The organism is Bacillus sp. 1021 (genome assembly GCF_014534735.1).
Lineage (GTDB): Bacteria > Bacillota > Bacilli > Bacillales > Bacillaceae > Bacillus > Bacillus siamensis.
In genome coordinates this window covers 151,076-171,907 of sequence record NZ_JACVSR010000001.1, presented here as the reverse complement: position 1 = coordinate 171,907, position 20,832 = coordinate 151,076, and the positions used below count along the sequence as shown (strand labels likewise).

Annotated in this window: 24 protein-coding genes and 1 pseudogene; 14 read left to right on the top strand and 11 right to left on the bottom strand. The window is 48.1% G+C overall.

Going from position 1 to position 20,832, the window contains the following annotated elements:
• Positions 1-24: 24 nt before the first annotated feature.
• From ICW23_RS00925 to ICW23_RS00910, 4 genes are all read right to left on the bottom strand, one after another.
• Entirely contained in the window at positions 25-546 is a 522-nt protein-coding gene (locus ICW23_RS00925) for a MarR family transcriptional regulator (RefSeq protein ID WP_047476733.1), read from the bottom strand.
• Positions 547-634: 88 nt separating this feature from the next.
• On the bottom strand, positions 635-2,113 hold the full coding sequence (locus ICW23_RS00920) for a monooxygenase (RefSeq protein ID WP_188153880.1): 1,479 nt from the start codon (positions 2,111-2,113) through the stop codon (positions 635-637).
• A 145-nt stretch (positions 2,114-2,258) separates the two neighbouring features.
• Entirely contained in the window at positions 2,259-2,774 is a 516-nt protein-coding gene (gene lepB, locus ICW23_RS00915; protein ID WP_045925291.1) for a signal peptidase I, read from the bottom strand.
• Complete coding sequence (locus ICW23_RS00910) at positions 2,771-3,397, bottom strand: TVP38/TMEM64 family protein (RefSeq protein WP_016938301.1); 627 nt, start codon at positions 3,395-3,397, stop codon at positions 2,771-2,773. Before ICW23_RS00910 ends, lepB begins: the two co-directional genes overlap by 4 nt.
• A 150-nt stretch (positions 3,398-3,547) precedes the next feature.
• Here ICW23_RS00910 and ICW23_RS00905 point away from each other — a divergent pair, with 150 nt between their 5' ends.
• From ICW23_RS00905 to ICW23_RS00890, 4 genes are all read left to right on the top strand, one after another.
• The gene (locus ICW23_RS00905; RefSeq protein ID WP_016938302.1) at positions 3,548-3,907 is read left to right on the top strand and encodes a YhjD family protein; all 360 of its coding nucleotides are present in this window, start codon (positions 3,548-3,550) and stop codon (positions 3,905-3,907) included.
• 120 nt (positions 3,908-4,027) lie between these two features.
• Positions 4,028-4,228: a DUF3311 domain-containing protein gene (locus ICW23_RS00900; RefSeq protein WP_003155162.1), complete on the top strand. Its 201-nt coding sequence runs from the start codon at positions 4,028-4,030 to the stop codon at positions 4,226-4,228.
• The gene (locus ICW23_RS00895) at positions 4,225-5,694 is read left to right on the top strand and encodes a sodium:solute symporter family protein (protein ID WP_049628227.1); all 1,470 of its coding nucleotides are present in this window, start codon (positions 4,225-4,227) and stop codon (positions 5,692-5,694) included. The genes ICW23_RS00900 and ICW23_RS00895 overlap by 4 nt, the downstream gene beginning before the upstream one ends.
• 39 nt (positions 5,695-5,733) lie before the next feature.
• The gene (locus ICW23_RS00890; RefSeq protein WP_016938304.1) at positions 5,734-6,051 is read left to right on the top strand and encodes a YbjQ family protein; all 318 of its coding nucleotides are present in this window, start codon (positions 5,734-5,736) and stop codon (positions 6,049-6,051) included.
• Positions 6,052-6,083: 32 nt separating this feature from the next.
• On the opposite strand, the gene ICW23_RS00885 is transcribed toward ICW23_RS00890, so the two are convergent.
• On the bottom strand, positions 6,084-6,353 hold the full coding sequence (locus ICW23_RS00885; RefSeq protein ID WP_016938305.1) for an excalibur calcium-binding domain-containing protein: 270 nt from the start codon (positions 6,351-6,353) through the stop codon (positions 6,084-6,086).
• A gap of 195 nt (positions 6,354-6,548) precedes the next feature.
• Here ICW23_RS00885 and ICW23_RS00880 point away from each other — a divergent pair, with 195 nt between their 5' ends.
• Positions 6,549-7,259 carry a YrpD family protein gene (locus ICW23_RS00880; RefSeq protein WP_099745118.1) on the top strand — a complete coding sequence of 237 codons (711 nt, stop codon included), beginning with the start codon at positions 6,549-6,551 and terminating at the stop codon, positions 7,257-7,259.
• Here ICW23_RS00880 and ICW23_RS19075 read toward each other — a convergent pair.
• The 3 genes from ICW23_RS19075 to ICW23_RS00870 all read right to left on the bottom strand — a co-directional run bounded on the left by ICW23_RS19075 (position 7,252) and on the right by ICW23_RS00870 (position 8,570).
• Complete coding sequence (locus ICW23_RS19075) at positions 7,252-7,386, bottom strand: hypothetical protein (RefSeq protein ID WP_262481951.1); 135 nt, start codon at positions 7,384-7,386, stop codon at positions 7,252-7,254. The genes ICW23_RS00880 and ICW23_RS19075 overlap by 8 nt on opposite strands.
• An 88-nt stretch (positions 7,387-7,474) precedes the next feature.
• Complete coding sequence (locus ICW23_RS00875) at positions 7,475-7,846, bottom strand: iron chaperone (RefSeq protein ID WP_047476728.1); 372 nt, start codon at positions 7,844-7,846, stop codon at positions 7,475-7,477.
• A gap of 145 nt (positions 7,847-7,991) precedes the next feature.
• A complete protein-coding gene (locus ICW23_RS00870) occupies positions 7,992-8,570 on the bottom strand; it encodes a competence protein ComK (protein WP_188153879.1) in 579 nt (192 codons plus the stop codon).
• 316 nt (positions 8,571-8,886) lie between these two features.
• Here ICW23_RS00870 and ICW23_RS00865 point away from each other — a divergent pair, with 316 nt between their 5' ends.
• Positions 8,887-9,120 (top strand): IDEAL domain-containing protein, encoded by a 234-nt coding sequence (locus ICW23_RS00865; RefSeq protein WP_016938310.1) that lies wholly within the window; start codon positions 8,887-8,889, stop codon positions 9,118-9,120.
• Positions 9,121-9,149: 29 nt separating this feature from the next.
• On the opposite strand, the gene ICW23_RS00860 is transcribed toward ICW23_RS00865, so the two are convergent.
• On the bottom strand, positions 9,150-10,007 hold the full coding sequence (locus ICW23_RS00860) for an SDR family oxidoreductase (protein WP_188153878.1): 858 nt from the start codon (positions 10,005-10,007) through the stop codon (positions 9,150-9,152).
• A gap of 123 nt (positions 10,008-10,130) precedes the next feature.
• On the opposite strand from ICW23_RS00860, the gene ICW23_RS00855 reads away from it, so the two are divergent.
• The 7 genes and pseudogenes from ICW23_RS00855 to ICW23_RS00830 all read left to right on the top strand — a co-directional run bounded on the left by ICW23_RS00855 (position 10,131) and on the right by ICW23_RS00830 (position 16,908).
• Positions 10,131-11,654 (top strand): FAD-dependent oxidoreductase, encoded by a 1,524-nt coding sequence (locus tag ICW23_RS00855; protein WP_188153877.1) that lies wholly within the window; start codon positions 10,131-10,133, stop codon positions 11,652-11,654.
• An 18-nt stretch (positions 11,655-11,672) separates the two neighbouring features.
• A pseudogene (locus tag ICW23_RS19200) lies at positions 11,673-12,260 on the top strand (protoglobin domain-containing protein); the annotation flags it as partial.
• A 165-nt stretch (positions 12,261-12,425) separates the two neighbouring features.
• Complete coding sequence (locus tag ICW23_RS19195; RefSeq protein ID WP_395941030.1) at positions 12,426-13,067, top strand: methyl-accepting chemotaxis protein; 642 nt, start codon at positions 12,426-12,428, stop codon at positions 13,065-13,067.
• A 130-nt stretch (positions 13,068-13,197) separates the two neighbouring features.
• Positions 13,198-13,755: a biotin transporter BioY gene (locus ICW23_RS00845; protein WP_188153876.1), complete on the top strand. Its 558-nt coding sequence runs from the start codon at positions 13,198-13,200 to the stop codon at positions 13,753-13,755.
• An 11-nt stretch (positions 13,756-13,766) separates the two neighbouring features.
• Positions 13,767-15,203 carry an acyl-CoA synthetase gene (locus ICW23_RS00840; protein WP_188153875.1) on the top strand — a complete coding sequence of 479 codons (1,437 nt, stop codon included), beginning with the start codon at positions 13,767-13,769 and terminating at the stop codon, positions 15,201-15,203.
• Positions 15,191-16,282, top strand: coding sequence for an acetyl-CoA C-acyltransferase (locus tag ICW23_RS00835; protein ID WP_188153874.1), 1,092 nt, complete (start codon positions 15,191-15,193; stop codon positions 16,280-16,282). The genes ICW23_RS00840 and ICW23_RS00835 overlap by 13 nt, the downstream gene beginning before the upstream one ends.
• A 50-nt stretch (positions 16,283-16,332) precedes the next feature.
• Positions 16,333-16,908 (top strand): histidine phosphatase family protein, encoded by a 576-nt coding sequence (locus tag ICW23_RS00830; RefSeq protein ID WP_188153873.1) that lies wholly within the window; start codon positions 16,333-16,335, stop codon positions 16,906-16,908.
• Positions 16,909-16,923: 15 nt separating this feature from the next.
• Here ICW23_RS00830 and ICW23_RS00825 read toward each other — a convergent pair whose 3' ends face one another.
• On the bottom strand, positions 16,924-17,763 hold the full coding sequence (locus ICW23_RS00825) for an ABC transporter substrate-binding protein (RefSeq protein WP_188153872.1): 840 nt from the start codon (positions 17,761-17,763) through the stop codon (positions 16,924-16,926).
• Between the two features lie 487 nt (positions 17,764-18,250).
• Here ICW23_RS00825 and ICW23_RS00820 point away from each other — a divergent pair, with 487 nt between their 5' ends.
• Positions 18,251-19,399 (top strand): S8 family peptidase, encoded by a 1,149-nt coding sequence (locus tag ICW23_RS00820; protein ID WP_016938318.1) that lies wholly within the window; start codon positions 18,251-18,253, stop codon positions 19,397-19,399.
• A 43-nt stretch (positions 19,400-19,442) separates the two neighbouring features.
• Here ICW23_RS00820 and ICW23_RS00815 read toward each other — a convergent pair whose 3' ends face one another.
• Positions 19,443-20,693, bottom strand: a complete 1,251-nt coding sequence (locus ICW23_RS00815) for a M48 family metallopeptidase (RefSeq protein ID WP_188153871.1) — start codon at positions 20,691-20,693, stop codon at positions 19,443-19,445.
• Positions 20,694-20,832: the final 139 nt, after the last annotated feature.

Below are 20,832 nucleotides of genomic sequence, written 5' to 3'. Positions count from 1 at the left end.
ACACGCATAAGGATGCGTGTTTTTTTATTTCAACAGCTGCCCGACGCCATTTACAGAGCGCCAGTTTGCTGAAAGATCACGGAACAGCCGTTCAGCAAATAACAGTTCTTCATCTGTATAGCGGTCCAAAAATGCCAAGAACCGCTTTTTTATCATTTCGTGGTATTCGTGATGAAGGGAATGCAGCTCTTTTCCGGCAGGAGTCAACCGGAAATAGACTTCTTTTTTATTGTCGCTCAGCCGGGTTCTGCGCAGAAATCCGGCTTCCAAAAACTTCGCGCAGCTTCTCGACACGGTCGGTTTTGTCGTCTTCATTTTTTCTGCTATTGATGTGACATTGATCGGTTCATGATCTCCGATACAAGATAAAATGTGTATTTCCGTCAAGGTCAGCTGAAGTTTTTTGCCGTTTTCTTCTCGGAGTTCGTCCATCCGTTCGGCTAATGACGCCCTGATGTCCTCCTGACACCTCTCCTGCTCGTGGAAAATGTCTGTCAGCCCCTCAAGAATCATGTGTTTTGCATGGTCTGGCTGTCTTCTGTCCAACTGCTGAGTCACCCTTCCGTATGAATTGTTTCCTTTACTATAACGTTTTGTTACGGAAGAAACAATCACACAGGCGCAAAAAAGCGTATCAGATAAGTCCCCATCTCTCCAAACCGGCCAGTACGGCTTCTTCCGCTTCACGTCCCGAGCCGCCGGCCGCCCAAGCCGCGTGGCCGTCTGGCCGGATCAAAACAGAATGGACGTCATCCCAGCCGATACGTGTTTCAAAAAGCGCCGCCCTGACAGTCGCCACACTGTCCGTATCAATACCGGCGGGAATGCTTCCTCTTAATGCCAGCAGCACAAAGCCGCCCTTGTGAAGAAAATCATACAGCCGGGCCGGCCGGCCGTCATGAAGAATCAACTCTATATCGGGCAGCCGTTTTCCGTTCAGGAAATGCGGCGCAAGCTCCGGGTCCGGTTCATAATGCAGATCAAGCGCGGATACTTTTCCCGCCAATAAACGGTTGGCCTCCTGAAAATCGAGCAAAGCGGTCATCGTATCTCTTAATGCCATCCCTGACTCGGTAAAATCCATGAGCTTGATCTGGGTTTTTATATTGTGCAACACTTCTTTTCCCGCGCTGTGCCTTTCCTGATGATAGCTGTCCAGAAGATGAGGCGCCGCTTTCCCCTTCATTTCCGCCCCCAGCTTCCAGCCGAGGTTGAAGGCATCCTGAAGCCCCGTGTTCAGCCCTTGGCCGCCTGCGGGAAAATGAATATGCGCCGCATCACCGGCCACAAAAACCCGGCCTGAGCGGTATTGTTCGGCCTGACGCTCGGCATTGCCGAACCTTGACGTCCACACCGGATCACTCAATCCGAAATCAGTGCCGCATATCTGCCGCAGGTCTTCTTTCAGCTCTTTTTCTGTGACCGGCTCTTCCTTCCGCTTTTGCGGGACGTGCGGAGAAACGATCAGAACGCGGAAAAGTCCGTCCGTAAGAGGGACAATGACAACCGATCCCGCCAGACGGCACGTTGAAAAAAAGGCAGATTCAGGCGGAGTTTTCAAAACGGCATCACAGAGGGTTCCTATTAAGTCGGCATCAGTGCCCGAAAAAGCGATGCCTGCCTGTTTACGGACAATGCTCCCCGCTCCGTCTGTACCCGCGGCATATAAGCTGCGCAGGGTGCGGATACCGCTTTCATCCCGGAACACCGTCTCCACTCCGTCATCCGTCTGGGTAACGGACACCGCTTCCGCCCCGCGGATAATATCTGCGCCTAAACTTGATGCATATTCTTCCAAGAGCCGCTCCGTATCAGCCTGAGGCAGCATTAACGAATAATTCTGCTTAGAATCCAGCCGGGAAAAATCCAGCCGTGTATCCAGCATCGAAAAATGGCCGGATGACACCTTCGTCCCTTTATCCAAAAAGCGTTCCAATATGCCTCTCATTGCAAAAAGCTCAAGTGTGCGCGGATGCATGATAAGCGCTTTGGAATAGGGCACCGTCTTCTTCAATCGTTCAATGACAGTCGTTTTCACTCCGGCAAGCGCAAGCTCTGATGCGAGCATGAGGCCGACCGGACCTCCCCCGATAATGGCAGCTTGTGTTTCCATCTCATCAGCCCTCTTTCGTATTTATTGTTACGCGCGCAACAAAATCACCAAAAATAAAACGCTTGATTTTTGTTTCACGCGTAACAATCTCCATTATAGTCTTTCCTCTGCTTTTTGACAATCATTTCCGAAAAAAAGACGCCGTTCACTTGGCGTCTGATTCACTGATGACCCCGACGATGTCTTTATCCTTAATCGGTCCGAAATGGCGGCTGTCGAGGCTGTATATGCGATTGTCGCCAATAACGAAATATTGTCCTTTCGGTATGCTTTTGCGCCCGGTCGTTTCCTTCAATGTATAATCACCGGTCACATGGCTGCCTGCGGACAATGATGACTTTAACGGTTTTAAAAACGGTTCTGAAACCCGTTTTCCATTCACATACAGCTGGTCTTCCCTGTAAGCGATCGACTCGCCCGGGAGCCCGATGACACGTTTGATCAGCACTTTGTGGTGCGGGCCTTTAAACAGGACAATATCGAAACGGCGGATCGTTTTGTAACGATGGGAAAACTTGTTGACTATCAGCTCATTTCCTTGTTTAAAGGTCGGGTTCATGCTGATTCCTTCGACTTTATAATCAATAAAAATGGCATTTTTTAATTGTATGGCCAAAACAACGATAAGCACGCCGGCTATAAACCAAAATCGTTTTTTCAAGATTCCTGTCTCCCTCCGTCTTTCTCATGCTGACTGATCCTCGTCTGTAAACGCCGTTCGATATGCTTTCCTGCATACCACAGCACCGCGATCACCGTTAAGGCGCCCGCCATCCTGAAAGGCTGTGTAAAGAGCGCGTGAAGGTCATACCCGATAAAGCTGATCATAAAGATCATGACCATTTTCCCCATAGCGGCGGCTGATACAAACTGCAGCGCCCCCACCCGTGACAGGCCGGCAACGATATGAACCGCAGCGGACGGCGTAAAGGGGAAGCAAAGTAAAATAAACAGCGGACCGAAACCGTGCCGCTCAACCCACAGCATCATCCGCCTTATGGTCTGATGCCTGCGGATGAAACCGAAAGCTCTTTTCTGTCCGAAACGGCGGACGGCATAAAACATAAGCAGTGATCCTGCCGCAGATCCAAGCCACGACAGAAAAAAACCTTCCCACAGCCCAAATGCATTCGTATTCGCCACCACAAATACAACAAGCGGCAAAAACGGAAGAAACGCTTCAATAAAAGGCAGTAAAACCGCAGCCGCCGGGCCGAAAGCTCTATAGCTTTGGAACCATTCCGTCAGCTGTTCCTCAGTGAAATATGATAAAAATTGCTCCAACGTTTATACTCCTTAACGAGTTTGTCTATCCTTATTCTACACATTATCTCCAAAAAACGAAAATGTTTACGAGATTTTCCGACTTGAAATATCGTGTAAGTGAGTATAAAATAAGAACAAATGTTCTCTTTTAAGAAAGAAGGAGTATTTATGCCTGACATCCGGAGCGGCACCCGCGACCTCATCGAAAAAGGGCTGTTTCTGCCCATGGCAGCCGCCATTCTGAATCGGGATCTCGAAGCGCTTGATTCGTGCCCGTTCAAATTAAAACAACCCTATAAACAGCTTATCAGCTGCTCTTTAAAATTAGCACAAAAGGATTTGAGTGATGTTCGAAAAGAGTTAAGAAAGCGTAAAATCAAAATATACGAAGCCCAAAGAGATGAAGCATTTACGCTTTATATATGCACCATTAACGGCTATGAAGAAAAACACCGTTATTTCAACCCGAGAATACGGGAACAGGTAACCGCCTTATTGGAGTATTACCTGTCTCTTGCAGCCATTTAAAAAGCAGTCGGGACTGCTTTTCCTTTCAATCAATAAAATTCAGACTATTCACACTATACATTCGACATGATTTTCTTTATAATTCGGGACACGCTGTTTTCAATGAAAAGGAGGAATGTTATGAAACTGATTCATGTTCTCGCTGCCCTGCCCTTTTTCGGAATTCTCGCCGGCATTCCATTCGCCAACCGGGTGACGCCTTATGTTTTCGGAATGCCTTTCATTCTCGCATATGTCGTCATCTGGGCGGTGCTGACTTCTGTTCTGATGGCTGCGGTTTACAAATTGGACAAAGAAAACAAGGCGGGTGAGACGGAATGAACGCCGCATTTCCCGTAATGGCCGCCGTGCTCCTGTTTTGTGTATATCTCGGAATCCGCGCCCGAAAAGGAAAAAAGATGGATCTTGAACAATGGACGGTGGGCGGACGCGGCTTCGGCACGATGTTTGTCTTCTTATTAATGGCGGGAGAAATTTACACGACCTTCACATTCCTCGGCGGAAGCGGATGGGCTTACGGAAAAGGGGGTCCCGCCTTTTACATTATCGCTTACGGCTGTCTTGCCTACATTTTGTCATATTGGCTTCTGCCTGCCGTGTGGACATACGCCAAACAGCACAAACTGATGTCGCAATCTGATTTTTTTACTTCAAAATACAACAGCCCGCTCCTCGGCATTCTCGTATCGCTCGTCGGCATCGCATCTCTCATCCCCTATCTCGTCCTGCAGCTGAAAGGGCTCGGATTAATTGTTTCAGCAACGTCGTACGGCCAGATTCCGCCATCAGCCGCAGTCTGGATCGGCGCTGTCTCCATCACGATTTATGTGATGATTTCAGGAATCCACGGTTCAGCGTGGATATCAGTCGTCAAAGACATCATGATTTTAGGCATCGTCCTGTATTTAGGCATTTATCTTCCCATTCATTACTACGGCGGTTTTGCGGAGATGTTCAAACAAATCGACGCCGCAAAACCCGGATTTCTTACACTTTCTGAAACCGGACAGAGCCCTTCATGGTTCAGCTCAACCGTCCTGCTGACCGCTCTCGGCTTTTATATGTGGCCCCATACCTTTGCCGCTTCCTATTCGGCGGAGCATCCGCGGGTGTTTCGGAAAAACGCGATCATCATGCCTCTTTATCAGCTTGTCCTGCTGTTTGTCATCTTTACCGGATTTGCGGCGATTCTGCAGGTGCCCGGTTTAAAAGGGGCGGACACGGATCTCGCCTTATTAAAGCTGTCAGTGAAAACCTTTGATCCTTGGTTTGTCGGACTGATCGGATCGGCGGGCATTCTGACGGCGCTTGTCCCCGGTTCAATGATACTCATGGCCTCAAGCACGCTGTTCGCCAAAAATGTGTACAAAGCAATCCGGCCCGGCACGACTGACAAAAAAGTTTCACGGCTCGCAAAATATGCCGTACCCGTTATTGCGCTGATTTCCGTATATTTTACGCTGAAAGGCGGAAATACCATCGTCACCTTGCTTTTAATGGGCTACAGCCTTGTCACCCAGCTTTTCCCCGCGCTTTTATTCAGCCTGCCGAAGCGGCGTTTTATCACAAGCCACGGCGCTTTTGCCGGCATAGCGGCCGGGGTCGGGACGGTCGCCTTCATCACGCTGACCGAATCAACCATCGGAACCCTCTTTCCGTTTCTTCCGCAAATCGTGAAAGACATGAATACAGGCATCATCGCGCTGATTTTAAACACCGCCGTCATGTTTGCAGTCAGTGCCGCAGTCAGAAAAAAACAAATCAGCGCAGCCGAAAAGGCGGCTTAATGGTAAAATAGCGGTAAGACACATGAAGGGGGAAAGCCCATGATCATGACAACAACTGAAACCGTCGCCGGAAAACAGATTACGGAAGTAAAAGGCCTGGTGACAAGCAGTATCGTCCAGTCCCGTCACATCGGAAAAGACTTGCTTGCAGGCTTAAAATCTGTTGTCGGCGGCGAATTAAAAAGCTATACCGAAATGCTGGAAGACTCCAAAAAAGCGGTGAAAGAACGGCTGATCAGAGAAGCGGAGCAGCTCGGAGCGAACGCCATCGTCGGCCTGCGGTTCGAACTGACCGCCGGACAGAACACGTCCGAATTAATCGGATACGGAACCGCCGTCACCATCGAATCAATGTAAAAAAACAAGCCTCTTTAAAGAGGCTTGTTTTTTTATTTCTCACATGCGATATAGTCTTTATCACGATCAAGTCTTTTATTTGCATCGTAAAGCGCTTTTGAGACATACGGCTTGTACTTTGTTCTGCCGCCTTTGTTTTTCACTTTTGACGTCCGGGCCACGCCGCCCTTATACACCTTATTCAGCGCCTTGCAGTTTTGATACGTTTTCACCTTTGTTTTCGCTTCTGCCGTCTGCCCCGCCCCGTATGAACATCCGAACACCAGACCGAAAGACAAAAGCACAGCTGCCGTCTTTTTCATACTCTATCTATCCCCTCTCCTGAGTGATGCGGTATTGCTGAACATAGCATAGTTCAAATAATCTCCATTTACAAGATAAATAGGAAAAAAGTTTCGATTTACATTTGTTTGGATCTCTTTTATGGAATTTCTTCCAAAACCTTTTATAATATGAATTGATAGCGCTATCTGACTATGATGATAGGAGGAGAAATGATGGTGAAAAAAGGGCTTCTTGCGGGTGTGCTCACTTCAGCCGTTCTATTCGGTGTATGTACTGCGGATATTCCAGGGGTCATCAGCCCCAATACGGCGGAAGCGGCGTCCCAGCTCAGCAAAGGAATCGGCGGAAGGGCCTATCTGAACAGTACGGGCTCTGTTCTCGTCACGAAAATTCAGCTTCCGAGCTCGATTCAGGTGTCAAATGGGACAGCCTATATTTACTCAGGATTTACCGGAGGCACGGAGGCCGATATCGGGCTTCAGTACAGTGAAACGTATCATGTATGGAAACCGATCATGAAAGTCGGCTCAAAAGGGCAAAGCCAGGTCCGGTATCTGGAAGGAGAAAACCAATTCACCTATACGAAAGGCTTCCGGCCCGGCAGCACCGTACAACTGACCATTTACAAAAATCTGAACGGCAATACCCGCGCCACATATTGGGGCACGAATAATGACGGGTACACCGGCCGCATCATTTCAGAACTCGCCCAAACAAATGTAGGTTCAGTCTCAAAATGGAAAGCGCTCGCCACCGTTGCGGTCACATCAGAGGATCAGCGCCCTTACATCAAATCAAACTTCTCAACAGCTTTTACAAACATCACGATCGACAATAAAGCAGTCACACCTGTGGTGGATACACAGGACTTTGCCAAAGTGACGGTATCAGGCAGCAGCGTCAGCATGTCTGTCGTCAAATAAAGAATTCCGAACGCACGATTCCTGCCATCGTGCGTTTCGTTATGTCAATCCCGCACTTTACCGCGAAGATTTCGCCTGAAGGAAAAGCCGTTTTCGCCGAAGCCGGGTATTCAGGCGATGAACGCATGATGATCCTCCGCCGGAAACGCAAATCCCTTAGGATTACTTTTCATAAAAAAGCTCCTGATCAGGTTTGTGCTTTAATATTTTTTCGTTCATTTCCGCCAAAACGCTGAACAGTCTGCCTTCTCCTGAATATTAAATTGAATCATGCTTTCAAGCAGATCATAATGCACCGGTTCAGTCCATTGAATTCTGAACAAACGGGAAGTGGCGCTGTAGCCGGCGCGGGCGATGTCATCGGCAAAGTGCGCAATCCCCGCTTCTTCGGGGGAAACACTTAGATGATGCTTCGCTGCTGCAAAGCCGATAATAAAGGTGCCGTGATCAGTAAACATCGGCGTATTCCACTTGATCTGCGGTTGTAAATTCGGGAATCGGTCAGCCGTCCAAGACAGGATTTCCTCTAGTTTGAGCCGGTGATCCGGATTGTCGATTCCTGATACATATTTTGCAAATACATCCATGCCCATCTCTCCTAAAATATAATGTCATAACTCTTTCCACCATCATAGCCAACAGACGGAGACGATACAACTCTGCCCGGGCATGTAAATCAAAAAAGCCCTCTCCAAAAAGGAAAGGGCCCGTCCCTTCACATCACAGCTTTCTCTAATATCTCTCCCCCAGCTCCCGCAAAATAAAGTCGTAAATCATTTTAGTCCGCTCTTCTTTCGGGTACAGCATGAATTCCTGCCGCTTCGGGATATGGCTGCCCATCCTGTCCTGAAAAGTGGTTCTGAGATAGGCGGTTCTGTAAACTTGATTCTCAAAAGAATGATAAGATACTTCCAGTTCCATCGTTTTGCCGTTTGAGAATGTGACCGCTGTATCACCGAATGCGGTCGGTTGAAAATCTTTAACATGCACATGAGATATCCAGCCGCATTGAGGCCTTGAAGAAGAAAGTGTAGGGAATAAAAAGATGTGATTTGAAGGGTCTACCATAATCGGCGGCTTGTGAGAAATTTTAATCGCTTCATACGTTCCCGCTTTTCTCCCGGCATAGCTGGAGCCAAAGTAGCGGCAGCTTCTGTCAATGATGTGAATCGGCTTCATGCTGACATATAGAATGCAATCTTTTTCAATGATCTTCGACCCCATTTTACCGTCTATTTCCTCAGGCAAAACAGCGATGGTTGAACGATTTACTTCGTAGCTTTCTAAGGGTGCGTGTGTTTTCTGGCACATAATGTGCAGCCTCCAATCCTTTTCTTGAAAATTTATACTAATAATCTATCATCTGTCATTGGAAAACGACAGGTTTTTTTTGAATATAGCTAAAAATCACCTTTTAAAGATATAATTTAGTCTTAATTTACTACTTAAATATTATTTTTTAATTTCGTTTTCACAACATTTATACAATGTTATTTTTCAATTTTTCGTCAGTTTGCAGGATATGTCGATATATTTCCAAGTATTAGTTGTCTAAAGATTATAAAAATTAATTGATTTTTCCGGCTGTTATCCATATACTATAAAAAAGGCATTGGGGGGATTCTTTATGAAAGAGAAAAAATCGTACACTGAGCTCATGAAGTCCCGCAACACGCAAAAAGCAAATGAATTCGATGTGACAATGGCCGATATTTACATTCAAATGGTGCTCGACGAATCCTTGTATAAACGCCGGCTCCACACGCTGACAAAACAGATTGATAAAGCGCTTGATGATAAAAATAAAGAAGCGTTCCTTACGCTTTCTAAAGAATATGCTGCACTCAAACTGAGTGAATAAGCCAATCCAAATGGATTGGCTTTTTTATATTATCCGTTTACGATGGTGCCGCCGTTCACATGAATTGTCTGTCCCGTGACATAGGAAGAATCATCGCTTGCTAAGTACAAATAGCTCGGTGCCACCTCAACAGGCTCTCCCGGGCGCTGCATTGGCACGTCTGAGCCGAAGACTTCCACTTCCTTCGCCGAGAAGCTCGCCGGAATGAGCGGCGTCCAGATCGGCCCCGGCGCCACTGCGTTCACCCTGATGCCCTGAGTGACAAGAGACTGGGAAAGAGATCTTGTAAACGTGACGATCGCCCCTTTTGTCGCTGAATAGTCAATCAATGTTTTGTGGCCTTTGTAGGCGGTAATGGAGGCCGTATTAATGATTGAACTTCCTTTTTTCAAATGAGGAAGCGCGGCTTTCGTTAAGTAAAACATTGAAAAAATATTCGTCTGAAACGTTCTGATGAGCTGATGGCTCGTGATTTTCTCAATCCCCGGCTGCACGTGCTGCTCACCCGCATTGTTGACTAAGATGTCAATGGAAGGAAAGGCTTGGCCCGCCTGACGGATGACATCGTTGCAAAAGGCTTCGTCGCCGACATCACCTGCGATCAGCAGACACTTTGCCCCCTCTTTTTCTACATATTGCTTCGTCTCTTCGGCATCCTGATGCTCATCAAAGTAAACGATGACCACATTTGCGCCTTCCTTCGCGAACAAAACGGATACGGCGCGTCCGATTCCGCTGTCTCCGCCCGTGATAATCGCAGTTTTTCCTTCAAGTCTTTTCGCCGCTTTCGGTTTGTCAAACACAGGGCGCGGGTCCATTACATATTCAAAGCCCGGCTGCCGGTTTTGATGCTGCGGCGGCAAGGTTTTCTTCTTCTGATTCGCCAATTTAATCACTCCTTTACATTAATTACTATATTATGAGTAATTTAAGCATCTTATACGACTTTCATGTATGAATATAGACTTATTGGAAAAATTAAGAATATACAATAGAGGAGGTAATTTGAAATGACTGCTTTTTCAAACGAGGAATCTGCTTCCTATTGGAAAGCAACAGCTGACATTCCTTCCTTTCCCGCCCTGACTGAAGATACGGAATGCGACGTTGCGGTTATCGGCGGAGGAATTACGGGCCTGACAACGGCATACGAACTGACGAAAAGAGGCTTCCGTGTCGCTGTCATTGAAGCAGACCGGATTTTAAACGGGACGACCGCGGGCACGACCGCAAAAATCACCGCCCAGCATGATTTCATCTATGCCGATCTTATTCAGCAGATCGGACTGACCAGCGCAAGGCTGTATTTCGAAGCCCATCTTCGCGCTATGGAAGACATGAAGCAGATCATCAAGGACCTTTCGATTGACTGCAGGCTGATTGAACAAGACGCGTATATTTACACGAATACGGAATCCGGCGTCAAAAAAATCCGCAGCGAGCAGGAAGCCTACACCAAGCTCGGCATTGAACATGAGCTTGTGAAAGAACTTCCCGTCCCCGTTAATTGCAGGCTCGGCCTTGCCATGAAGAATCAGGCGCAATTTCATCCGCTTTTATATGGTGCGGCGCTTGTGAAAGAGATGGTCAAAAACGGAGCGCGGATTTTTGAACAGACGGCGGCAATTGACATTAAAAAAGAACCGCAGCCTGAGGTGGTCACGAAAAACAGACACGGCATCAAGTGCCGCTACATTGTCTGCTCCTCCCACTTTCCTTTTTATGACGGCGGAGGGCTTTATGCCGCCAGAATGTATGCCAGCAGATCCTACGTACTCGCGGTAAAACCGAAGCAAGCGTATCCTGACGGTATGTTTCTCAGCATAGACAAGCCGTCCAGATCACTGCGCTATACAGAGCTGAACGGTGAAAAACTGGTGCTCGTCGGCGGCGAAAGCCACAAAACAGGCCAAGGAAAAGAAATGTCCGAGCATTACGAAGCGCTGAAACAATTTGCAGAAGACACAATCGGAGTCGAAAACATCCCATATCATTGGTCTGCACAAGACCTTGTCACCATTGACAAAATCCCGTTCATCGGTCCGATCTCAGGCGATGAAGAATATATTTTGGCGGCGACCGGTTTTAAAAAATGGGGCATGACAAGCTCAGCCCTTGCGGCGAAGCTTTTGGCCGATCATATCCAAAACAAAAAGAACCCGTTTTCCGGCCTGTTTATCCCGTCACGTTTCCACGCAGATCCGGGGCTGAAAAAACTGATTTCCTATAATGCCGACGTAGCCAAACACCTTATCTCGGGCAAACTTGAGAGGCCGGACGCTTCACCTGAGTCCCTTCAGCCCGGAGAGGGAAAAATCGTAACGGTAAACGGCAAACGGGCCGGCGCCTATAAAGATGAAAAAGGCTGCCTGCATCTTGTCGACACGACATGCACCCATTTAGGCTGTGAGGTTGAATGGAATGACGGCGAACGGACGTGGGACTGCCCTTGTCATGGCTCCCGGTTCACACCTGACGGCGGGGTTGCCGAAGGTCCCGCCATCAAGCCGCTGAAGCGCATCACGCAAGATTAACTGAACCATTCTGTATGAATGGTTTTATTTTTTTGCATTAAAATATTTTTACCAGATTCCTTCATTCAAGTTCCTTCCAAACCGATAAAAAGAAAAAGAGAATATCTGGAGGAACTAATATTGTTATTTAAAAAAGACAGCAAAAAAGAAACAGCTTATTTTTCAGAAGCCGATGGCAAAAAACGCATCGAGCTTTCAAATCAATATGCAGATGTCAAAAAGCAGCTGAAAATGGTCAGGCTTGGAAACGAAGAGCTTCATGTGCTTGAAGAGCTGCAGCCGTTAATCAAAGAACATATTTCCACCATCGTCGATTCCTTTTACCGAAACCTGGATCACGAAAAATCATTAATGACGATCATTAACGACCACAGCACGGTCGAGCGCCTGAAAAAAACATTACGCCGTCACATCCACGAAATGTTCGCCGGCACGATAGATGATGAGTTCATTGAGAAAAGACAGCGCATCGCTTCCATTCATTTGCGGATCGGCCTTGAACCGAAATGGTATATGGGGGCGTTTCAGGATCTGCTTCTGTCGATGATGAACATATATGAAGCTTCCATCCCGGATTTGCATGAGCTTTTAAAAGCGATCAAAGCGACGACGAAAATACTGAATCTCGAACAGCAGCTCGTCCTTGAAGCGTTCCAGACCGAATATAACTGCCAGCGGGACGAGCAAGAGGAAAAGAAAGCCCGTCTTCATCAAAAAATTCAGGAAACATCCGGATCACTCGCTGATCTGTTTTCAGAAACGAGCAGAGCCGTGCAGGAGCTGGTCGATAAATCAGAGGACATTTCCGAGGCGTCAAAAGCCGGCACCGTCACTTCCGTACATGTAGAAGAAAAGTCAATCGGCGGAAAAAAAGAACTTGAAAGCCAGCAGAAGCAATTGAATAAAATCGACGCCAGCCTTCTGCATATTGAAGAAGAAATGGATAAGCTGAATGACATTGCCCAGCAAATCGAAAAAATCTTCGGCATCGTGACGGGGATCGCCGAGCAAACGAATCTCCTGTCATTAAACGCTTCAATAGAATCTGCGAGAGCCGGGGAGCACGGCAAAGGCTTCGCCGTTGTCGCAACGGAAGTAAGAAAGCTTTCAGAGGATACGAAAAAAACCGTTTCCACCGTATCAGAGCTTGTGAACAATACCAATACACAAATCAACATCGTGTCCAAACATATTAAAGATGTAAACGGACTTGTAGGTGAAACGAAAGAAAAAATGACGCAGATCAACCGTCTGTTTGATGACATCGTCCAAAGCATGAAAACGAGCAAAGATCAGACAGGCAAAATCGACGTTGATTTACAGGCTTTTCTCGGCGGCCTTCAAGAAGTCAGCCGCGCCGTTTCCCACGTTGCATCATCCGTTGATTCACTTGTTATCCTCACAGAAGAATAAAGACAAACCGGCCGGCCTTTTTTATAAAGGGCCGGTCTTTTTAATGTAAACTAAAAATATAATGATGTTGACATATATAAAGACTCGATTTATTGTATAAACATATTTTGATAAGCTGGAGGAATACATAATGAAATTGACAGAAATGATGCATATTGCCGTGTTTACCGCCATTATGGGACTTTTAGGGCTGCTCCCCCCGCTTTTCTTATCCTTTACGCCGGTTCCGATTACACTCCAGACGATCGGTGTGCTTTTATCAGGAAGCATCTTAAAACCGAAAGCCGCGTTTTTAAGCCAATTGCTGTTTTTGCTGATTGTGGCATGCGGAGCGCCTCTCCTTTCGGGCGGAAGAGGCGGGTTCGGGGTTTTTTTCGGGCCGAGCGCCGGGTATCTCATCGCATATCCGCTTGCGGCATTCCTGCTTAGCCTCAGCATCCGAAACCTTCGCACAGCCAGCGCACCCCATTTGTTTATCAGACAGTTTTTGTTCGGCGTGCTGTTTTTGTATGTCATCGGCATTCCCGTTCAAGCTTTTATGATGCACATTGATATCTTGACTGCCGTAAAGCTCAGCCTCATCTATGTGCCCGGAGATCTGCTTAAAGCGGCCGCAGCCTCATTCGCAGCCGTAAGAATCAGAAAAACTCTTCAAGCAAGCCGGCTTTTGCCGACGAAAGGAAGCTGATTTTACGCATCATGATTACATCATCATATTCAGAAACAGCCGGACAAGCGCCGGAACAAATCGCCATTGAGACAGAAACAGATCAGATCAACTATCAAACTTGGAATAAACTTGTAAACCAGACCGCAAACTGGCTTGGCAGCCTTTCAGGTAAGCCGAAAAACATTGCAATATTACTGCCGAATGAAATCCCTTTTTTACAACTATTCGCAGGCGCGGCGCATGCCGGCTGCACTGCGGTTCCGTTAGATCCCCGCTCGACAGCAGCGGAATTCGCGGATCAGCTGCACATCAGCAAAACCGACCTCGTCATCTGTGACCGCCGGCTGAGCGGCAGATTGAACGGCGTCAAAACACCCGTCATTCTGTGGGATGAATGCAGATCTTGTATCGAGGCGGAGAAAACAGATGGCGCCTTTATCAAAAACGCCGGCCTGCCCTTTTATACCGGGTTCACCTCGGGTTCGACCGGAAAGCCGAAAGCCTTCACCCGCTCTCACCGTTCGTGGCTGGAGAGCTTTTCTTGTACGAAACGTGAATTCGGCATTTCCCCTGATGACAAAGTGCTGGTACCGGGTACGCTGCGCTCCTCACACTTTTTGTACGGCGCCGTCAGCACTTTGTTTATCGGCGGAACCGTCATCCTTCAAAGAAAATTCAACCCGGCCGGAATGAAAGACTGGCTGAGACAAGCTGATGTTCTGTATACCGTACCGACAATGACCGACGCCCTGCTCTCGGCAGAAGCGTTTCCGGATAAACCGCTCAAGGTGATTTCTTCCGGCGCAGACTGGCCGGCTTCGTCTAAACAAGCGCTGTCAGACCGCTATCCTCATTTGCGGTTATATGATTTTTACGGAACGTCCGAGCTGAGTTTCGTGGCTTTCTTATCGCCTGAAGACGGCGCAGAAAAGCCAAATGCGGCGGGCCGGCCGTTTGATCATGTTAAAATCGAAATCCGCCGTCCCGGAGGAGAACGCTGCATGCCGGGCGAAACGGGGAAGATTTTTGTGAACAGCCCGATGAAATTTTCGGGATACATCGGCGGCGCAAAGCCTGATGATTCCGGATGGATGACGGTTGACGACATGGGGTATGTCGACCGTGACGGCTATCTATATATCGAAGGACGTGAAAACGGGATGATCGTATCCGGCGGCCTGAACGTGTTTCCTGAAGAGATTGAACGTGTGCTCAACGGCTGTCCGGGCGTCAGAAAAGCGGCCGTAACCGGTGTGCCTGATGCCTATTGGGGCAGCATCGCCGTTGCAGTAATCGACGGACATGCGGATGTAAAGGAACTGAAGAAACGGTGCCGCGAACAGCTGGCAGCATATAAAATCCCGAAAAAATGGCTGTTTTCAGAAATACCGGAAACAGCCGGCGGAAAGATCGCCCGTGCCGCCATACGAAAACAGGCAAAGGACATGATGGAATGGAAGCGGTAATTACGGATGCGAAACGGACGATTTTCGCCCGGGAAAACGGCCTGTTAAAGGACTGTCTTCCTGAGGATTTAGCCGCTCCGCTGATCCGCCATTTGAGCCGGAACACACCCGAAGACATTGATGAAGTCCTGATCGGAAATGCGACGGGCCGCGGCGGAAACCTCGCCCGGCTGTCAGCCTTGGCAGCCGGACTTCCTTTGAGCGTGTCCGGGACGACCATCGACAGACAGTGCGGCTCCGGGCTTGATGCCGTGAGAATCGCGTGTCATTTTGTAAAAGCCGGCGCAGGGAGTACGTATATCGCGGGAGGAGCGGAGAGCAGCAGCCGCTCCCCTTTCTCATCGCGCGCGCGTTTTTCTCCAGAACATATCGGCGATCCTGATATGGGCATAGCAGCCGAGTATACGGCACAGGCTTACGGGGTAACGAGAAAGATGCAGGACGAATATGCCCTTCTCAGCTATGAACGGAGCGTCAAAGCGCACGAAGACGGCCTGTACCGCCGGGAGATCCTCCCCATTCGCGGATTCGCCGCTGACGAAAACATGCAAAAAAAGCGGAACATGGAGCCTCTCATCGCCCGCGCCAAACCCGTCTTTCAGCCCGGAGGCTCTGTCACCGCCGCCAACAGCTGCGGAATTTCTGACGGGGCGGCGGCAGTCTGTGTGATGGAAGAACAAAAAGCGCGGTCTCTCGGTTTAAAGCCGAGATTGCGTTTTATCGGAAGCGCGGTAAGCGGCGTCCATCCGCATTATCCGTCAGCAGCTCCGGTGTACGCCGTCAAAAAACTGCTGAAGGAGCAGGACCTGTCACCCGATGACATTGATATATACGAAATAAACGAGGCGTTTGCCGTCAAAATATGCGTCTTTTCACAGCAGCTTCAAGTGCCGTATTCTAAAATAAATGTCCGGGGCGGCGCTCTGGCCGTCGGACATCCGTACGGGGCTTCCGGAGCGGCGCTTGTCACCCGGCTTTTTTATGAAGCAAAAAGGCGGCCGGATGCCCGCTTTGCAGCAGCAGCGATCGGCAGCGGAGGCGGAGTCGGACTGGCGCTTCTCTTTGAAGTGTTAACGTAACGGCAGTATAATAGATGGTATCGATAAAAAATGATCGGAGTGGAGACTTTATGACTGCCGTTTGTTTAGTAAGACATGGAGAGACTGATTGGAACGCCCAAAAGAAGCTTCAAGGCAAATCGGATATTCCGTTAAATGCGACGGGAGAGCGTCAGGCGAAAGAAACAGGAAAATACTTAAAAGGTTTCAAATGGGATGTCATCGTCTCAAGCCCGATGAAACGGGCCAGAAAAACAGCTGACATCATTAATGGATTTCTGAATCTTCCTATCGTCGTCATGGAAGATTTCAGAGAACGGAGCTATGGGGATGCGGAAGGAATGTCTTTACCGGAACGGTCGAAGCGCTATCCGGATAAAAACTATCCGAACATGGAGACTGCAGAGGAGCTGACAGACAGAATGCTGGCCGGTTTAGTGAAAGTTCAGGAGCGCTTCCCTGATCAAAAAGTACTGATCGTCGCTCACGGCGCAGCCATTCACGCCCTCTTGTCCGCCATTTCTGACGGTGACACCGACATCCAAAACGCAAAGCTTGTCAATGCTTGTCTGAGCAATATCGAACGAATTGAAAATAAGTGGCGCGTCAAGGATTACAATGTAAGCAGCCACCTTTCAGAATCATAGCAAAAAGGCCCGCATTCAGTGCCGGGCCTTTTTAGCGGGCATTTTTTCCTGCAGATCATGTAATATGGCGTCCGCACCGTCAATACTCCGGCGTTCCGTCCAAACCGCCCTGTCCGCGCGGTAAACATGTCCGTTTTTCACGGCTTTAAGCTGTTTCCAGATCGGATTCTTTTCGAACTCTTTCTCTCCGCCCAACAGCACGATGTAATCAGGATCGATATGCAAAAGCTTCCCGGGCGTCATTTTGATAGGCTCAGATTTTCCGCCGGAAGCTGTCTGGACCGCATAGGTAAACCCTGCGAGCGTTAAAAGCCGGGACGTAAAAAACTGATCGTCCTTAACAGAAAAGCTGCCGTTTACAGCGTTCATTATTAAAATCGAGGCGCCTTCTGCATCCAGTTTTCTTTTGATGTCATTCAGCTTTTCTTCCTGAGCCGACAACTTTTTCTCTATGATGCCCTCTTTACCGGCCGCCTTTTCAATGGTAAGGGCGGCGTCAACCGCATCCTGATAATCCGCATCTTCATTTTTTAAAGCGATTGTCGAAGCGATCTCCGTCAGCTTATGGTATATCCCTCTGTGCAGGCTTGAGTCTGCAATGATGAGATCGGGTTTCAGCGAAGCGATCTTATTCAGGTCGGGATGTGACCGGTTATCGGCCGCAGCCACAGGCTTTATGCCGAGATCATGGAGGGTATCATTAAAACCCGGATTCAGCACGGCGACGCGCTGCGGATGCGCTGGCACATGTGAGGTCCCCAGATCATGTCTGATGGCAGTCTCATGTTCCGGCCCTGAACATGCCGATATGACGAGGACGGCCAAGATCGGCATCAGCATACTGAATCGTTTCATCTGTTCCCCTCTTTCGTTTTTCCGCAATTATATCATGAACAAAATAAGCATTAATGATATTCATAATCATTATTTTTATAAAATGGTTTCATGGCTATTCTCCACCAAGGAAGTCAAAGACTGATTCATGTTGGGGCTTTTTCTCATTCCGCTTTCACCTCCTTCAGTCTTCTGCATTCAACAAAAAGTGACATTTATCCTGTTTTTGGTACAGCATCCAAAAATGGGAGCAAAACAATCGACCCAGTAAACAAGCGAGTCATTGCGCTTGTGTACATTTACTCATGTCCTTCCATCGGTTTTTTCCATTAAAATTTAAATATTTCGGGTTCCTACTAAATGAAAGAGAGTTGATATACCTAAATAGAAATAAAACGGGATGAAAAAAATTGGGTCTACTAAAATATTATTCCATACTATACAATTAATCCACAGAATAGTCTGTCTATTGGTTATTCTGCAAATGAAAAAAAGGAGAGGATAAAGAGTGAGAGGCAAAAAGGTATGGATCAGTTTGCTGTTTGCTTTAGCGTTAATCTTTACGATGGCGTTCGGCAGCACGTCTTCTGCCCAGGCGGCAGGAAAATCAAACGGGGAAAAGAAATATATTGTCGGGTTCAAACAGACAATGAGCACGATGAGCGCCGCTAAGAAGAAAGATGTCATTTCTGAAAAAGGCGGAAAAGTACAGAAGCAATTCAAATATGTAGACGCAGCTTCAGCTACATTAAATGAAAAAGCTGTAAAAGAGCTGAAAAAAGACCCTAGCGTCGCTTACGTTGAAGAAGATCACGTGGCAAAAGCGTACGCGCAATCCGTGCCTTACGGCGTATCTCAAATCAAAGCCCCTGCTCTGCACTCTCAAGGCTTCACCGGATCAAATGTTAAAGTAGCGGTTATCGACAGCGGTATTGATTCTTCTCATCCTGATTTAAAGGTGGCAGGCGGAGCCAGCATGGTTCCTTCTGAAACAAATCCTTTCCAAGACAGAAACTCTCACGGTACTCACGTTGCCGGCACAGTTGCGGCTCTTAATAACTCAATCGGTGTATTAGGCGTTGCGCCAAGCGCATCCCTTTACGCGGTAAAAGTTCTCGGCGCTGACGGTTCCGGCCAGTACAGCTGGATCATTAACGGAATTGAGTGGGCGATCGCAAACAAAATGGACGTTATTAATATGAGTCTCGGCGGACCTTCTGGTTCTTCAGCGTTAAAAGCTGCAGTTGACAAAGCCGTTGCTTCCGGCGTCGTAGTGGTTGCGGCAGCCGGTAACGAAGGCACTTCCGGCGGCTCAAGCACAGTGGGCTATCCTGGTAAATACCCTTCTGTCATTGCAGTCGGCGCTGTTGACAGCAGCAATCAAAGAGCATCTTTCTCAAGCGTAGGACCTGAGCTTGATGTTATGGCACCTGGCGTATCGATCCAAAGCACGCTTCCCGGAAACAAATACGGAGCATACAACGGTACGTCAATGGCATCTCCGCACGTTGCCGGAGCGGCTGCTTTAATTCTTTCTAAGCACCCGAACTGGACAACCACTCAAGTCCGCAGCAGTTTAGAAAACACCACTACAAAACTTGGTGATGCTTTCTACTACGGAAAAGGGCTGATCAACGTACAGGCGGCAGCTCAGTAAAACATAAAAAACCGGCGTCGGCCTTGGCCCCGCCGGTTTTTTATTATTTTTCTTCCTCCGCATGTTCAATCCGCTCCATAATCGACGGATGGCTCCCTTTGAAAACCTTGACGAGAAACGGCGGATTGACCCGGCTCAGTCCCGTATCGGCCAAGTCCTGAAACGTCTCAATCGCCGCTTCCCGGTTTCCGGTCAGCTCGATGCCGTAACGGTCGGCAGCGTTTTCCTGATACCGGGAGACGGCATTCGTAATCGGATCAGAAGCAAAACTGAGCACGGATATGAGCAGCAATAACAGCGGGAGAGCGGCCAGATCTTTAGGCCCCTCTATATGAAGCATCCGGCTGAAGGATTTCGCCAGCCGCCTGTAAAGCTTGTCAATGATATAGAACCCGGCTAATGACAGCAGCAGATACCCGGCAAGTCCGATGTACACGTGCTTCATCACATAGTGCCCCATCTCATGCCCCATAATGAACAAAATTTCCGGATCCTTCAGTTTGTTAAGAGTCGTATCCCACAAAACGATGCGCTTATTCGAACCGATGCCCGTCACATACGCATTCAGCGCGTTCGTTTTCTCCGACATATTCACTTCATAAACATGGCTGGCGGGAATATCGGCCTTGTCGGCAAGCGACAAAATTTTGCTTTCCAGCTCCTTGTCTTTCAGCGGATAAAAATCATTGTATAAAGGATCAATGACGACCGGCTGCAGGAAAAACAAAAACAGGGTAAACGGCACGGTCAGACACCAAGCGTAAAACCACCATTTTTTTGTATGCTTTGTGATCAGCCAGTAAAACACAAGCACACACGCGGCAAACAGCGGAAAACTGATCCAGAAATCAATGACATGGTCTCTGATCCAGCTTGTTGCGGTCTGGGTCGAAATATGATACGCAAGCGAAACCCGATATCCGATCCACTCAAGCGGAAGCGAAGCCGCCGTAACGATGAGTGACATGACAAATACGAAGCTTACGATTTGCAGCACCCGAAAGCGCACCGCTGCTTCCAGCCATTGCTTTATTTTTTTGGCAAGCCCAGTAATGAGCAGCAGAAAAAATAAAAACCAATCTAACGGCGCCCCGATAAAAAACAGAAAATCCTTTACATTTGAATAGTTTTCAGCGGCTGCCAGGCGGCCCGGGTCCATAAACGAGGCCGGATCGGCTTTCGTTCCCTTTACGGCCTCCGGGACCGAGGAGTCTCCTGTCATAAAGAAATACCAATAGAAAAAAAGGCCGTACAGCACATAGGCAAGTCCCGCTGCCGCAATCCATTTGCGCATGGAAGTCACCCTCCTTACCCTTATGACTTACTCCTATTGTAAGCATAAATGCAAATAAATAGAACCAAGCCTCCGAAACGGATGTTAATCTTTTCACAACAGAAAAGAATGGAACAACAGGAAGCGGGAAAGACTAAAA